General features: G+C 34.2%; 15 protein-coding genes. 8 read left to right on the top strand and 7 right to left on the bottom strand.

Annotation, left to right across the window (positions count from 1 at the left end; genetic code table 11):
- Window positions 1-276 precede the first annotated feature (276 nt).
- Window positions 277-1476 carry a multidrug efflux MFS transporter NorA gene (norA, locus tag OEV82_RS14765; protein WP_173658429.1) on the top strand — a complete coding sequence of 400 codons (1200 nt, stop codon included), beginning with the start codon at window positions 277-279 and terminating at the stop codon, window positions 1474-1476.
- 177 nt (window positions 1477-1653) lie between these two features.
- On the opposite strand, the gene OEV82_RS14770 is transcribed toward norA, so the two are convergent.
- A complete protein-coding gene (locus tag OEV82_RS14770) occupies window positions 1654-2181 on the bottom strand; it encodes a YusW family protein (RefSeq protein ID WP_173658430.1) in 528 nt (175 codons plus the stop codon).
- Window positions 2182-2331: 150 nt separating this feature from the next.
- Here OEV82_RS14770 and OEV82_RS14775 point away from each other — a divergent pair, with 150 nt between their 5' ends.
- Window positions 2332-3159: an aldo/keto reductase gene (locus tag OEV82_RS14775; protein WP_263062294.1), complete on the top strand. Its 828-nt coding sequence runs from the start codon at window positions 2332-2334 to the stop codon at window positions 3157-3159.
- Between the two features lie 267 nt (window positions 3160-3426).
- Here OEV82_RS14775 and OEV82_RS14780 read toward each other — a convergent pair whose 3' ends face one another.
- Window positions 3427-4329, bottom strand: a complete 903-nt coding sequence (locus OEV82_RS14780) for an RluA family pseudouridine synthase (protein WP_263062295.1) — start codon at window positions 4327-4329, stop codon at window positions 3427-3429.
- A gap of 125 nt (window positions 4330-4454) precedes the next feature.
- Here OEV82_RS14780 and OEV82_RS14785 point away from each other — a divergent pair, with 125 nt between their 5' ends.
- Both OEV82_RS14785 and OEV82_RS14790 read left to right on the top strand, forming a co-directional pair.
- Window positions 4455-4844 (top strand): YhcU family protein, encoded by a 390-nt coding sequence (locus tag OEV82_RS14785; protein WP_263062303.1) that lies wholly within the window; start codon window positions 4455-4457, stop codon window positions 4842-4844.
- Window positions 4845-4935: 91 nt separating this feature from the next.
- Window positions 4936-5493, top strand: a complete 558-nt coding sequence (locus OEV82_RS14790; RefSeq protein ID WP_263062296.1) for a DUF1273 domain-containing protein — start codon at window positions 4936-4938, stop codon at window positions 5491-5493.
- Between the two features lie 674 nt (window positions 5494-6167).
- Here the strand turns inward: OEV82_RS14790 and OEV82_RS14795 are convergent.
- From OEV82_RS14795 to OEV82_RS14805, 3 genes are all read right to left on the bottom strand, one after another.
- Window positions 6168-6566, bottom strand: a complete 399-nt coding sequence (locus OEV82_RS14795; protein WP_173660546.1) for a thioredoxin family protein — start codon at window positions 6564-6566, stop codon at window positions 6168-6170.
- A 2-nt stretch (window positions 6567-6568) separates the two neighbouring features.
- Window positions 6569-6997 (bottom strand): disulfide oxidoreductase, encoded by a 429-nt coding sequence (locus tag OEV82_RS14800; protein WP_263062297.1) that lies wholly within the window; start codon window positions 6995-6997, stop codon window positions 6569-6571.
- 196 nt (window positions 6998-7193) lie between these two features.
- Window positions 7194-7442, bottom strand: coding sequence for a YhdB family protein (locus tag OEV82_RS14805; RefSeq protein WP_173660542.1), 249 nt, complete (start codon window positions 7440-7442; stop codon window positions 7194-7196).
- Window positions 7443-7623: 181 nt separating this feature from the next.
- Here OEV82_RS14805 and OEV82_RS14810 point away from each other — a divergent pair, with 181 nt between their 5' ends.
- Complete coding sequence (locus OEV82_RS14810) at window positions 7624-8604, top strand: M14 family zinc carboxypeptidase (protein WP_173660540.1); 981 nt, start codon at window positions 7624-7626, stop codon at window positions 8602-8604.
- Between the two features lie 4 nt (window positions 8605-8608).
- Here OEV82_RS14810 and OEV82_RS14815 read toward each other — a convergent pair whose 3' ends face one another.
- A complete protein-coding gene (locus OEV82_RS14815) occupies window positions 8609-9514 on the bottom strand; it encodes a LysR family transcriptional regulator (protein ID WP_263062298.1) in 906 nt (301 codons plus the stop codon).
- A gap of 208 nt (window positions 9515-9722) precedes the next feature.
- On the opposite strand from OEV82_RS14815, the gene OEV82_RS14820 reads away from it, so the two are divergent.
- Window positions 9723-11138: a SpoVR family protein gene (locus tag OEV82_RS14820; RefSeq protein ID WP_263062299.1), complete on the top strand. Its 1416-nt coding sequence runs from the start codon at window positions 9723-9725 to the stop codon at window positions 11136-11138.
- 214 nt (window positions 11139-11352) lie between these two features.
- On the opposite strand, the gene OEV82_RS14825 is transcribed toward OEV82_RS14820, so the two are convergent.
- Window positions 11353-11700 carry a hypothetical protein gene (locus OEV82_RS14825; RefSeq protein ID WP_263062300.1) on the bottom strand — a complete coding sequence of 116 codons (348 nt, stop codon included), beginning with the start codon at window positions 11698-11700 and terminating at the stop codon, window positions 11353-11355.
- A 332-nt stretch (window positions 11701-12032) separates the two neighbouring features.
- Here OEV82_RS14825 and OEV82_RS14830 point away from each other — a divergent pair, with 332 nt between their 5' ends.
- The gene (locus OEV82_RS14830; RefSeq protein WP_263062301.1) at window positions 12033-13055 is read left to right on the top strand and encodes a Gfo/Idh/MocA family protein; all 1023 of its coding nucleotides are present in this window, start codon (window positions 12033-12035) and stop codon (window positions 13053-13055) included.
- A 145-nt stretch (window positions 13056-13200) separates the two neighbouring features.
- Window positions 13201-13374 carry a hypothetical protein gene (locus OEV82_RS14835; RefSeq protein ID WP_263062302.1) on the top strand — a complete coding sequence of 58 codons (174 nt, stop codon included), beginning with the start codon at window positions 13201-13203 and terminating at the stop codon, window positions 13372-13374.
- Window positions 13375-13580 lie beyond the last annotated feature (206 nt).

A 13580-nucleotide genomic window follows, 5' to 3' on the forward strand; every position in this document is an offset into this window, starting at 1 on the left:
GTTTCCCACTAGGAGACTGAATATTCAGTCTTCTAGTGGGAAACAGATAAATGAATTTATTATCAAATAAAGCATAATCTGAGGATACTCTATAGAACCTTACACAAAATTCTTGACGTTACCGTTTATTTTATACTTTATCTTTATTGTTTAAAAAGTGATGGAAAGTGACAAAACTTCCCATCATTTTTTTATGTTATTTTGCAAAAAACACAGTATAATCTAAAATAGAGCTCTAAATTAATCTCGCTGCTCGTTTGGATAAGGAGAGGAAACATGAAAAAATACAACATTACCTTAGGTTTGTTGCTGCTAAATATTTTCCTTGCTTTTCTAGGAATTGGCCTAATCATACCTGTAATGCCTTCGTTAATTAATGAACTGGGGATTACGGGAACTACCGTTGGTTATCTCACTGCAACTTTTGCAATCGCCCAATTAATCGTCTCTCCGTTTGCCGGAAAAGCAGTAGATTCCATTGGACGGAAGATTGTAATTGTTATTGGGTTATTTATATTTGGGATCTCTGAATTTTTATTCGGAATTGGTCAAGAAGTAAGTACTTTATTTATTTCACGCGTTCTTGGTGGTGTCAGTGCGGCAATGATTATGCCTGCAGTTACCGCTTTTATTGCCGATATAACAACAATGGATAATCGTCCGAAAGCGATGGGATATATGTCAGCTGCGATCAGTACAGGTTTTATTATCGGACCAGGAATTGGTGGTATTTTAGCGGAAATTGGGACACGTGTCCCGTTCTTTTTCGCTGGAGGATTAGGTGTGTTGGCAGGAGTTTTATCAATCATCTTATTAACTGAACCAGAACGGAAAGAAGAAAGTTCAATTGTACCAACATTGGAACGAAAAAATGGGTTGAAAAAGATTTTGGCCCCACTCTTTTTTATTCCACTCATTTTAATATTTGTTATTTCCTTTGGCTTAGCTGCTTTCGAGTCTTTTTTTAGTCTTTATACAGATCATAAATTCCATTTTCAACCTAAAGATATTGCTATTGTCATTATGGGTGGCTCAATTATTGGTGCTTTATTTCAAGTTGTTTTATTTGATTGGCTTGTACGAATTTGGGGTGAGATTAAACTCATTCGTTATTGTTTAATAGTTTCGGCTGTTTTAGTATATTTCATGACGGTCGTTCAATCATACTGGACAATTATTTTTGTTACTTTTACATTATTTATTGGTTTTGACTTATTTCGTCCAGCAGTTACTTCATATCTTTCCAATATTGCAGGTAATGAACAAGGTTTTATTAGTGGAATGAATTCCATGTTTACAAGTTTGGCAAATATATGCGGTCCGATAATAGGTGGATTGTTATTTGATATAAATATTGACTATCCTTATTATTTTGCTGCAATTGTAATGGTATTGGGGATTATGCTATCTATGTTTTGGAAAGATCCATCTAATCGTTCAAAAAAACAATGGAAGGCCGGTCTTTCTAAGTCTTAATTATCATATAACGTGTAGGGAGAGTTGTGATGAGGCTATCCATAAAATGATGATTGGTTTAGAGTGATTATGATGTTTATCTCAGAATAAAAGACTATTTCAAAAAAGCCTTACACGTCAATTGTGATCGTTTTAAAGAAAAGGGGGACAATCTATTCCCCTTTAATGATTTGAACCTTATTTTCTTCTTTTATATTCCTTCTTTGTTCCATCTTCATAGCTAATCTCTAATTCAAACTCGATGAAATTATCATCAAGATCGAATCCTTTTAGTACTTGGGATATGACATCATCATCTGATGAGTTTTTGTCAAAGTCAAAATTTTCAAAAACAGGACTAATCCGATTAAAAGCGACATCTCCTTGTAAATGTTCGTTTCCTTTTACAGTATCCTTTAACTCTGCTTCCATTCCATCGGTATCATTTTCATAATCAACGTCAAACTCTTTATTATCTGCATAATCAATATCTAAATCAAAGCTTGTAAAATGAATTTCCCGTCCATTTTGCATTCCGTTTTGGTTGGTATCCTTTGATGACTGATTATTATCTACTTCATCATCTGATTGATCCGTACGATTGCTATTTTCTTGTTCTGCTGGTGCATCATCTGGTGGATTTGTTACTTTATCTTCATCGTTATTACAACCATACAAGATGAATCCAACTAATATGAAAAATAGAAAAAGAAATTGTTTTTTCATTGGTCAACCTCCTTGTTTAGTTTGTATTATATCCAAAAATAACATGAAAATTATAGATGAAAAGAAATTTGTATTAAATGCGAGCTTGCCCGTAACGTGCTAAAATATAGTTAAGATTTTTCTACATATATATGAAAGGGGGATTTTCCTTTGGGAAAATCATTACAAGGAACAGTTCTATTACATAATGGTGTAAAAATGCCGTATTTTGGTTTAGGGGTATATAAAGTAGAAGAAGGAAATGAAGTAATTGAATCTGTTAAAACCGCTTTAGAAGTTGGATATCGTGCCATTGATACTGCCGCCCTTTATGAAAATGAAGAAGGTGTTGGTAAAGCGATAAAAGAAAGCGGGATTCCGAGAGAAGAAATTTTTGTAACAACAAAAGTATGGAACACAGATCATGGTTATGAGAAGACGTTAAAAGCATTTGATAAAAGCATTAGTAAGTTAGGGCTTGATTATGTTGATTTATATTTAATTCACTGGCCAGGAAAAGATACATTTATAGATACATGGCGTGCTTTGGAAAAATTGTATCGTGATGGTCGCGTTCGGGCAATTGGAGTCAGTAATTTTAAGCCACATCATTTACAAACGCTAATGGAACATTCGGAAGAAAAACCGGTTATAAATCAAGTTGAATTACACCCTTATTTCCAACAAAAAGAATTACGTGAGTTTTGTAAACAACATGACATTGTTGTGGAAGCTTGGTCACCATTAGGTAGGGGTCAAGTATTAGATGATCCTGTTTTAGCTGAAATTGGGAAAAAATACGGAAAAACCCCAGCACAAGTGACTTTACGTTGGCACTTGCAAAATGATATTGTGATCATTCCTAAATCAGTAACGCCATCGAGAATTAAGGAGAATGCTGACATTTTTGACTTTGAATTAACCGCTGAAGATATGGAACAAATTGATCAATTGGATAAAAACACACGTTTATTTAAAGACCCAGATTTATTTTTCTAAAGAATATAGGATAGGAGCTTTTTAAATTTAGCTACCTATCCTAAATCTTTTGAAACATTTTCTCCCCTATTTCGTCATGATAGAGAGTTGAATGAGTAAATAAAAAATCCTCAATCCCTAAATCGCTGTTCGGTGTTTATAGTGGTATAGCTGAACTTTTTGGAATATCACCATTTGCATTCGAATCATTTTTATCATGACTACCTATCTTTTTTAGAATATATTTTAAACCGATTCATGGATATGGAAAAACTTACGTATTTAGATTTAGCATAATGTCGGAAAATTATCGATAAATGGTGCTTCGATCTTTATTTTTTCCAATGTGAATGGATGAATAAAGGTTAGAAATTGTCCATGTAATGCTTGTCTATAAAATATCGGTTTTCCACCATAGAGAGTATCTCCGACAAGAGGATGACCAATATGTGCAAGATGAACACGGATTTGATGTGTCCTTCCTGTTTTCAATTCACATCTGATTTGACTTACATTTTTCTTCGCATCGAAAGCAATTACTTCATAATGGGTAATGGCATCTTGTCCAGTAGGTGATACGCGTCTACGTGTTGGATGGTGACGATCACGACCAATTTTTGCCCGGATGATGTCTCTTTTCTTTTTTAATTTTCCATGAACAATGGCGGTGTATGTCCGTTTAATTTTTCGTTCTGTTAACTGATGGTCTAAAATCGCCCCGACAAACGAAGATTTCGTAAATAAAATCGCCCCAGATGTATCTTTGTCAAGACGATGTACATGATGGACTTTGCAACGTTCTCCTTTTTCCTGTAAGTAGTAAGCAATCCCGTTTGCTAATGTCTGTATATCCTCTTGCTTATTCGGATGGGTTGCGATTCCTGCAGGTTTGTTTACGATAAGTAAAAAATCATCTTCATATAGCACATTAAAATCGACTGGATATGGCTCATAACCGTAATCTTCGTATTGTAAAACATTATGAATAATGAATTTTTGTCCTTTTTGTAAGCGTTCGGAAAAACGGACGTTTTTTCCATTTATGGCTACTAATTTATCCATTCGTATAAGGTGTATCGTTTTTTTGGATAAATGCCATTCCTTTTTTAATACGTCTTCGATGGTTAGCCCGTCCCATTCCTTAGGAACTGTAATGATTAAATCGCTGTTTTGTTTTTTTACAATATGCATTTGATCACCCTTAGATTACCTCAAATTACCACAATCATTCTAGGAATTCCTATGTTATTCTAATGATATGCTTAACATCAAGATGGAGTAAATATGTAATAAAGGTGGGTTACATCTTGAAGATCGTGTATGCTTCAACGACAGAACAAGAATTGAAAATAAAAAATTTAGTTGAATATTTTTATTCTTCTGTTTTCCCTGTATATTTTTCAGAAGAAGAAATATCCAAATTTGAAAAGATGAATTTTTTAAATATTTTAGGTAAAAATGAATTGACTGGTACACTGAAAGAATCATATCAAATAATTTCGAGTTTAGAAACCCTGATCTTTTTAATTGAATCCAATGGCTTGGAAAAAAGTAAATATCAAGAAATGTATGAACGCAATGTCCAAATTTTAGAGGAACTTGGTTTTTCGTTTCCTTTTTCATATGAACAATTTTTACAAAAACGCGATTTTGGCTTAGAAACTGATAGTGTATATATTAAACCATCCAATCAATTCATTATGTAATAAAAACTTGCAATCGGTCAGTGATCGGTTGCTTTTTTTCTTATGCTATAATCAATGTGTAAATCAACGGTAATTAGGGTTAGGTGAAAATATGTTAAAACGAATCGTACTAACAGGATATAAACAACACGAATTAGGTGTTTTTAATGATCAGCATCCTGGAGTTGATATCATAAAAAAGGCGATTAGACGACAGTTAATAACGTTAATTGAAGAGGAAAATTTAGAATGGGTGATTTTAAGCGGTCAATTAGGCGTTGAAACGTGGGCGGCAGAAGTGATAATGGATTTGCAGATGGATTATCCACAATTAAAGTATGCCGTCATTACACCTTTTTTAGATCAAGAAAAAAATTGGAAAGAAGACAAACAAGAAAAATACCAAGAAATCTTAATGTTTGCAGAATATCATGCCGCTGTTACAAACCGTCCATATGAAGGACCATGGCAGTTTCGTGAAAAAAACAAGTTTGTCATTCGCAATTCGGATGGATTGTTAATTGTTTATGATGATGAAAAAGGTGGTTCACCAAAATACATAAAAGAACTTGCCGATCAATATGCAGAACATTATGATTACCAAATCATTGTTATCGATTCTTATGACTTGCAAGCTATTGTGGAAGAAGAGATGTATGAACAGTGGTAGACAATGAAGAAGTAAAAATGTGCTGAAATAGTCTATTTGGAAAAAAGCATTCATTATGTGCTGAAAACAGTTTCTTTGAGGGATTCGAATAAAAAGTATGTTCACGAGCGTGCTGAAAACAGATTTTAAGAAGAATTCGATAAAAAAAGTGAGTTCATTGGCCTTTTGAAAGCAGTTTTTGTGGAGGAGTTGAGGAAAAAGTGCGTTCATAAGGTGGTTGAAAGCAGATTTTCATGCGGAATCGCAGAAAAAGTGCGTTCACGAGCGTGCTGAAAACAGATTTTAAGAAGAATTCGATAAAAAAGTGAGTTCATCGGCTTTCTGAAAGCAGTTTTTGTGGAGGAAATGAACAAAAAGCGCGTTCATAAGGTGGTTGAAAGCAGATTTTCATGCGGAATCGCAGAAAAAGTGCGTTCACGAGCGTGCTGAAAACAGATTTTAAGAAGAATTCGATAAAAAAGTGAGTTCATCGACTCTTTTTAAGCAGTTTAAGAAGGATTCGCATAAAAACAGCGAACACTAAAGTTTTTTGAAACCAGTTTTTAAGGAAGGCGTAAAAAACGTCGTTTCATGAATACAAACTCTTAATTGAAGATGTGCAAAATCGTCGTTCCTAAGAAACAAGGGGGAATGTGCACATTCCATGCTACAAGTCCCCCCTTGGATATTACGTATTAATCGTCGACCACATTTGTTTCAAAAAACTCTTTAAATTTTTCTTCGCCAACATTCCCTTCAATTCGACTTACTTCTTTACCATCTTCAAAATGAATAATTGTTGGTGTTGATGTAATCTTGTATTGAGTACTAGGATGTTCGTCAACATTATATGGTTTTAGTTCAAATCCTAGTTCCTCGGCCATTGGAAATACAATAGGAGAGGCTGCTTGACAGTGTGAACATGTTGGGCTATAAAAGTATACCGTTTGTGATTCTCCACTAGCTAAGTCTTCTTCTAATTGTTCAGGAGTGATTGCATTTTTATAATAATCTGGATTTGCCATCTTAGTTAAAAAGGCTATTGCAACAAAAATAACAACAATAATACCGCCAAAGATTAATACTTTTTTCAATGTTAATTCCCCCTTATGCTTCTCCAAATAATTAAGTTTGTACTAAATATAAGAATGAATGCTATTAATGCTAAAAATGGAATGGTGATAAACCCAAACCAATTTATGTATTGTGCTGTACATGGAATCCCGACACTGCAGCCAATGGCATGTTCACCTATATTTGTAATTTTTTGAATGGAATAATGATATAACGAAATACAACCACCTATACCAGACAATATGCATGCATAAAGACTCATTTTCCATTCTTTTCGTACGTAGGCAATACATAGCAAAATCGCCAGTGGATACATGAAAATCCGTTGATACCAACACAATTCACAAGGAACAAAATTTTTTATTTCTGAAAAATATAAACTCCCAAAAGTGGCAATAATGGAAACGAGCCAACTAAAAAAGAACAAATTATCTATTTTTTTATTAGCCAACAAGTCCACCCCTTATCATGAATTGAAATACATGACTTGTCTAATCTAAACTATGGATTATTTTAACATATGTTTTTTTATAATGCTTACAATATTATTTGGTTTTAACGAACATTTCATAATTTAGGAACAATTCAACAACTAAAAAAGACCTAACGATCTGTTAGGCCAAGCCTGTTTCTTTCGTCCTCACCAGTTAGACGGAAAATATTGCTTCTTGTTGCATATAAGTAAGCTGTTCATTAGCGTGATCTGCATATTGTAACAGAGCAATTAAATAATTTTCCACTAATGAATGATCATTTTGATAATAATACGCGTGTAAAAAATGTTCAATTTTCTTTGATAAAAAATCATCCTTTGTGCGGACCATTAGTAAAAGCAAATTATCCCATTGGGAATGATAGGTGTAATATAATGCACGATCATAATCTGCTTTATTCATTTGACCCCCCCTTATGCAGGAGTTATTAGTATTTTAAGCAGTTAGGAAATTAATTTACGAAGTAAAACTTTACAAGCCATATTTTTTAAGATCGTATCAATTTTCCAGTATATTCGTTGAGTTTAAAAACGGAACTGTAGAAAAATAAAAATGAAAAAGTATCTAATTGGAAGTGATTGGATTGAAAACGAAGATGATCGTGTTTCTTTTATTTCTTTTATTTAGTCCAACAAAGACTTTTGCGGACTATATTGTACAATCACAAGATCCATATCACTATAATCAGCTTGTTGAAGATTTAGCAAAGTTAACAGACCGATACCGCAACGTACTTGAAATAAGAGAAATTGGGAAGAGTGAGTTTGGAAAAACAATTTGGGCAGTAAAATTAGGGAAAGGTGAGGAAAATATTGTATTGGTAGGTACCCATCATGCTCGGGAGTGGATTTCAACAAATTTATTAATGGTGATGTTAGAACGTTATGCTGAAACATATCAAACAGGGGAAATGTTCGGTGAATTTGATCCAGCCATTTTAGACGATGTTGCCATTTGGTTTGTACCAATGTTAAATCCAGATGGTGTTGATATTCAGCAAGGAGAACTACCGCCACAATATAAGCGTAAATTAATTTTAATGAATAAAGGTAGCATGGATTTTACGCGTTGGAAAGCGAATGGTCTTGGTTTAGATTTAAATCGACAATATCCGGCAGGTTGGGATGAATTACCGACAGAAGACGGACCGTCATTTAAAGGCTATAAAGGAAAACAACCGATTGAAGGGAAAGAAGTACAAGCCTTTATACAATTTGTAAAAGATATAAATCCAAAGTCAGCAATTGCTTATCACTCTGCAGGTCATGTCATTTATTGGCAATACGGTGACCGCCAAAATATTTTTCGTGATTATTTTTTAGCAAGCAGTTTGGCCAAATTGACGGGTTATCGACTTGATACTCCTTCAATCGATGCGACTGGTGGTGGATTTACGGACTGGTTTATTGAAGAATACGGGCGTCCTGCATTTACGTTAGAATTAACGGATCATGAAGGCGAAAGCCATCCACCAATGGAGAAATTTCATGAAGAATGGATTCGTAATCAATTTGTCGGATTTTATTTGGCATCCGAAATGGCTATCATAAAAAGTAATGAGTGAGAAATTATTGATTAAATCCTTGTAACTTTGAGAAATATTCAGTAACAAATTGATAAAAAATTCGTTCTGATGGAGCAAGTTCTCTTGTCTTTGAAGCGATAATACCAACGGATCGACTTACGTCTGGTTGGGTAATACGTATCTTTTTCGTCATCCTCGGAGTACTATGATAAAGGGTGTTTTCTGGGAGGATGCTTAGTCCGATTCCTGCTGAAACCAACCCTTTAATCGCATCAATATCTTCACCTTCAGACGTAATGTTTGGGAGAAAACCCGTTTGACTACAAGCGTCAATTACAATTTTACGTAGAATAAATCCTTCCGAGAAAAGGACAAAGTCATCATTTTTTAATTCATGAAGTGATATTTCTTCCCGATCTGCAATCCGGTGATGGATAGGGGCAAGAACATAAAATTTTTCGGTAAATAAAATATGTACTTTTAATTCAGCATCATCTGGAGGAGCAGGTCCCATAAAAGCAATGTTAATATCTCCATTTTTAACTGCATGACGCAAATAGGCATAAGTGCCTTGACGTAAATGAAATTTTACATCGGGATAGTGTAATTTAAAGTTTGAAATGACTGTAGGGAGAATATGGTTAGCGAAACTGGATGGATAGGCAACTTTCACTGTTCCGTGATCCGGATCTAAATATTCCTCTACCTTTGATTTTGCATAATCAATATCTTGTAAAGCTTTTTTTATATGAAATAAAAATGTTCGGCCAATATCGGTCAATTTTAAATTGCGACCAACCCGTTCAAACAATGTAACCCCTAATTCATCTTCTAATTTTGATATTTGAAGACTTACAGCTGATTGCGCTACATGTAAATTTTCGGCAGCTTCAGTCATATGCTCTCTTTCAGCAACTTCAACAAAATATCGTAATTGACGAAGTTCCAAGGTACAATCCCCCCAATCATATTGATATTCGATTAATTTTAACTATATCATATATTTTATCAATTCATGAAAGGATAGAAAATACTTTTCGACAGACCCATTTTTTTCTTTCCATAAAAAAGGTTTGGTACGAATGAAACAATAGTATGTAATCATTCCCTCGAAACTGTCATAAATTATTGATAACAGAACAAGGGGGGAGTGCGATATGTTAGCCGAAGAACATAAGGAACTTCAACGAGCAATTGAGGAAATTACAGAAATTGCTGAAGGATTTGGATTAGATTTTTATCCGATGCGTTATGAAATTTGTCCTGCAGACATTATTTATACATTCGGTGCATACGGTATGCCAACTCGTTTTTCCCATTGGAGTTTTGGAAAACAGTTTTTTAAAATGAAACTTCACTATGACTTAGGATTAAGTAAAATTTATGAACTTGTTATTAATTCAAACCCTTGTTATGCTTTCTTACTTGATTCAAATTCTTTAATTCAAAATAAGCTTATCGTTGCTCACGTTCTAGCTCATTGTGATTTTTTTAAAAACAATGTTCGTTTTAAAAATACAAAACGCGATATGGTTGAAAGCATGGCAGCGACAGCGGAACGAATCCGTCAGTATGAAATCGAATATGGCCGTCAAGAAGTAGAATCTTTCTTGGATGCGGTTTTAGCGATTGAAGAACATATTGATCCATCTTTAGTCCGTCCAACCCTTGAATGGACATTAGATAATGTAGAATATGAGGAAGAGGAACCGGTGCAAAGCACACCATATGATGATTTATGGTATTTAGAAAATCGAAATATGCCAAAACCAAAAAAGCGAAAAAGGATGAAAAAGTTCCCACCACACCCGGAAAAAGATGTTTTGTTATTTATTATTCAATACAGTCGTGAATTGGAAGAATGGCAAAGGGATATTATGACAATGATTCGTGAAGAAATGTTATATTTTTGGCCACAATTAGAAACGAAAATTATGAACGAAGGCTGGGCATCTTTCTGGCATCAACGTATTTTACGTGAGATGGATTTAACTAGTGATGAGGCTCTTGAATTTGCTAAGTTAAATGCTGGGGTGGTTCAACCGTCGAAAACGAGTATTAATCCTTATTATTTAGGATTAAAAATTTTCGAAGATATAGAAGAACGGTACAATAATCCAACTGAAGAAATGAAAAAGTTAGGTGTTAAACCGGGAAGTGGTCGTGAAAAAATTTTTGAAGTGCGTGAAATTGAGTCAGACCAATCTTTCTTGCGGAATTATTTAACAAAAGAGCTTGTCATGCGGGAAGACATGTACCTTTTCCAAAAACAAGGAAGGGAGTATAAAATTGTCGACAAAAACTGGGAAAATGTTCGTGATCAGTTAGTGAATATGCGAATTAATGGTGGCTTTCCATATATTACCGTAAATGATGGTGATTATTTGAAAAACGGGGAGTTATATTTAAAACATCATTATGAAGGAATTGAGCTTGATCTTAAATATTTAGAAAAAGTCTTGCCATATATTTATCAACTTTGGGGACGAAACGTCCATCTGGAAACTGTCGTAGAAGAGAAGCCCATATTATTTTCCTATGATGGACGGAGTGTACAACGGAGATATATATAAATCACATTTTCCTAAGTTTAAGTGGGCTCCTTTTTATTTATTTTAAAAAACAGAAAGGCCTTATAGAAACAATCCCTTGTGTTTCTACGTAAGAATAAATTAAGCAAAATTGACTAAGCTTGTTTTGAACATGATTCAAAACAAGCTTTTTTAAACAGTAGTAATATCAACTTTTTTATTGAAAAATTTTTATGTTTGACTAAGAATCGGTCAATCAATACCAAGGATAATAAGGGTAGTAATAAGGAATTGGGAATATTCTTCTAAAATAGCGGAAGGGGAATCTGCGTCGACGAAAACGACGGTATCTTCTCCGTGGACGACCATAACCATAGGCAAATTGTCTTGTTCCTTCGTCTTCATGTTCATCTTCTACCCATTCAGGAACGAGCATCGTTATTCCTTCATCATCAAAATCATCAATAATTCCGTCAAAGTGTGCTCCGTCACTCATTTGCACTGTTACATGGTAATTCATATATTTTTGACACTGTTCCAAAAGATTTCGATCCATTGGCTGATCTATATCTTCGTATTGCGGCCATGAAACATGATAATACATAAGGACATTCCTCCTTTCTTTCTTCATCAATAAAATATTCACTTTGCTTGGGCTATGTTTGGGCTGTACCCAAACCTTTTATGAATCGTATTCTTATCTTGAAGTAATTTAAAAGGAACTTTAGTTTCCTTTGGAAACGTAATAGCTTGCAATATTTGCCGTATATCAAACCATAACAATATTTGATAATAAAAGAATAGTCGTAAATCATTCCGTATATATCATAATATTCAGATTAAAATACTAGTTATTTCGAATTAAATTCCATATACTGATTTTAAAAAACAAGTAGTTGATTGGATATTTATTCGAAATGAGGGAGGTGACAATGTTTGAAGGTTGGGATTATTGGTGGTGGATTTGGTTTATCTGTCCAAGCTCCAATCATAAGTATGCATCCACATATGGAGGTAGTTGCGGTCAGTACGATGCATCGCCATCAATTACCGGATGAATTTTTCTATTGGAATAATCCACCGAAACATTATAGAAACTGGGTAAAAATGTTAGAAGCTGAGGAATTAGACCTATTGTTCGTTAGTTCTTTACCTCCTAATCATTATGAAATGGTTAAAAGTGCGATGCAAAAACGGATACATGTTGTTTGTGAGAAACCATTTACGATGAATAGTAAGGAATCAAAGCAATTACTTCAGCTCTCCAAAGAATCGGAGGTGAAGGTAATCATTGATTTTGAATGGCGCTTCCTTCCCATTCGGCAAAAAATGAAACAAATGTTAAAAGATGATCTCATTGGGAAAATATTACATTTTGAACATCATGTGTCCATACCGCAGTATCATTATTTACAAACGACGAAACAAGGTTGGCAAGGAGAAAAGGATAAATTCGGTGGGATGCTTGGGGCGGCAGGCAGCCATATGATTGATTGTTTAACATGGCTTTTACAAGATGATGTACAAGTGGTAAATGGTTTATTGCATACTCATATCCCGAACGGTGCCGGTGAAAAGCGAGATGCAGATGATGCATTTTTTATTCATGGCAAGATGAAAAGTCGTAGTACCTTTTCCATTCAGTTCATTTCTGGCGTTAACCACGGTTTTGGCTCTCGCATCAATATATATGGTAGTAGAGGGACGATTAGTTTAATCAATAATCAACAACTTCGTTTTGGAAAGGCTAGTGATCGCTTAAAAAAGTTAGACCCACTTAGACAGTTAAAAGTTCCGCAACATTTGTCCAAAGAAGCGAGCGAGTATTATCCAGCATTTTATCCATTTTTAGAAAAAGTTTATGAGTTTATAGCCTTTAATAAAATGGATAATGACTTACCTTTGATTGAAGATGGACATCGTAATCAAATTATTTTGGATCGTATTCGAGGTTTGTAAAATTTAATTAGATTGAGCCATTAGCACTGCAGTAAGAGAACACCATGATTGTACTATGTAATGATGTGGTTGATTATAAGAATGATGGTAGACTCTAGGTACAGTCTTTCACTTTGAGATAACGTAATTGATGAGAGGAGTTTTTATGGAAACGAATGAATGTGTCGTAGTGCCTGATCAATTCAAAGGGAAAACAGTAGAAGAAGTTGCTATTACGACAAAGTCTGTCGTGATAAAATTTACTGATGGAACATATTTTGATATTTTTCTCCATCCATCGGAACAAGAAATGAAAACTTCAACCAATAAGTTGGATTGATAAAATATTATAAAAGGTAAAAGTGAGCATTTCTATACAGGAAAGTGCTCATTATTTTTGAAAGAAAATATTATAATTTAATAAGTATGAGTAAAATTATTGTGGGCAAAATTTAACCCCCTCATTTGTTGAGGGAACGTTAGAACGCTCAACAAATGAGGGGGCCACCAAGCGAAAGCGCGGTAGTTAATAAGCAAATAACATGA

The sequence above is a fragment of the Pallidibacillus thermolactis genome (genome assembly GCF_025660415.1).
Classification (GTDB): domain Bacteria; phylum Bacillota; class Bacilli; order Bacillales; family Caldibacillaceae; genus Pallidibacillus; species Pallidibacillus thermolactis.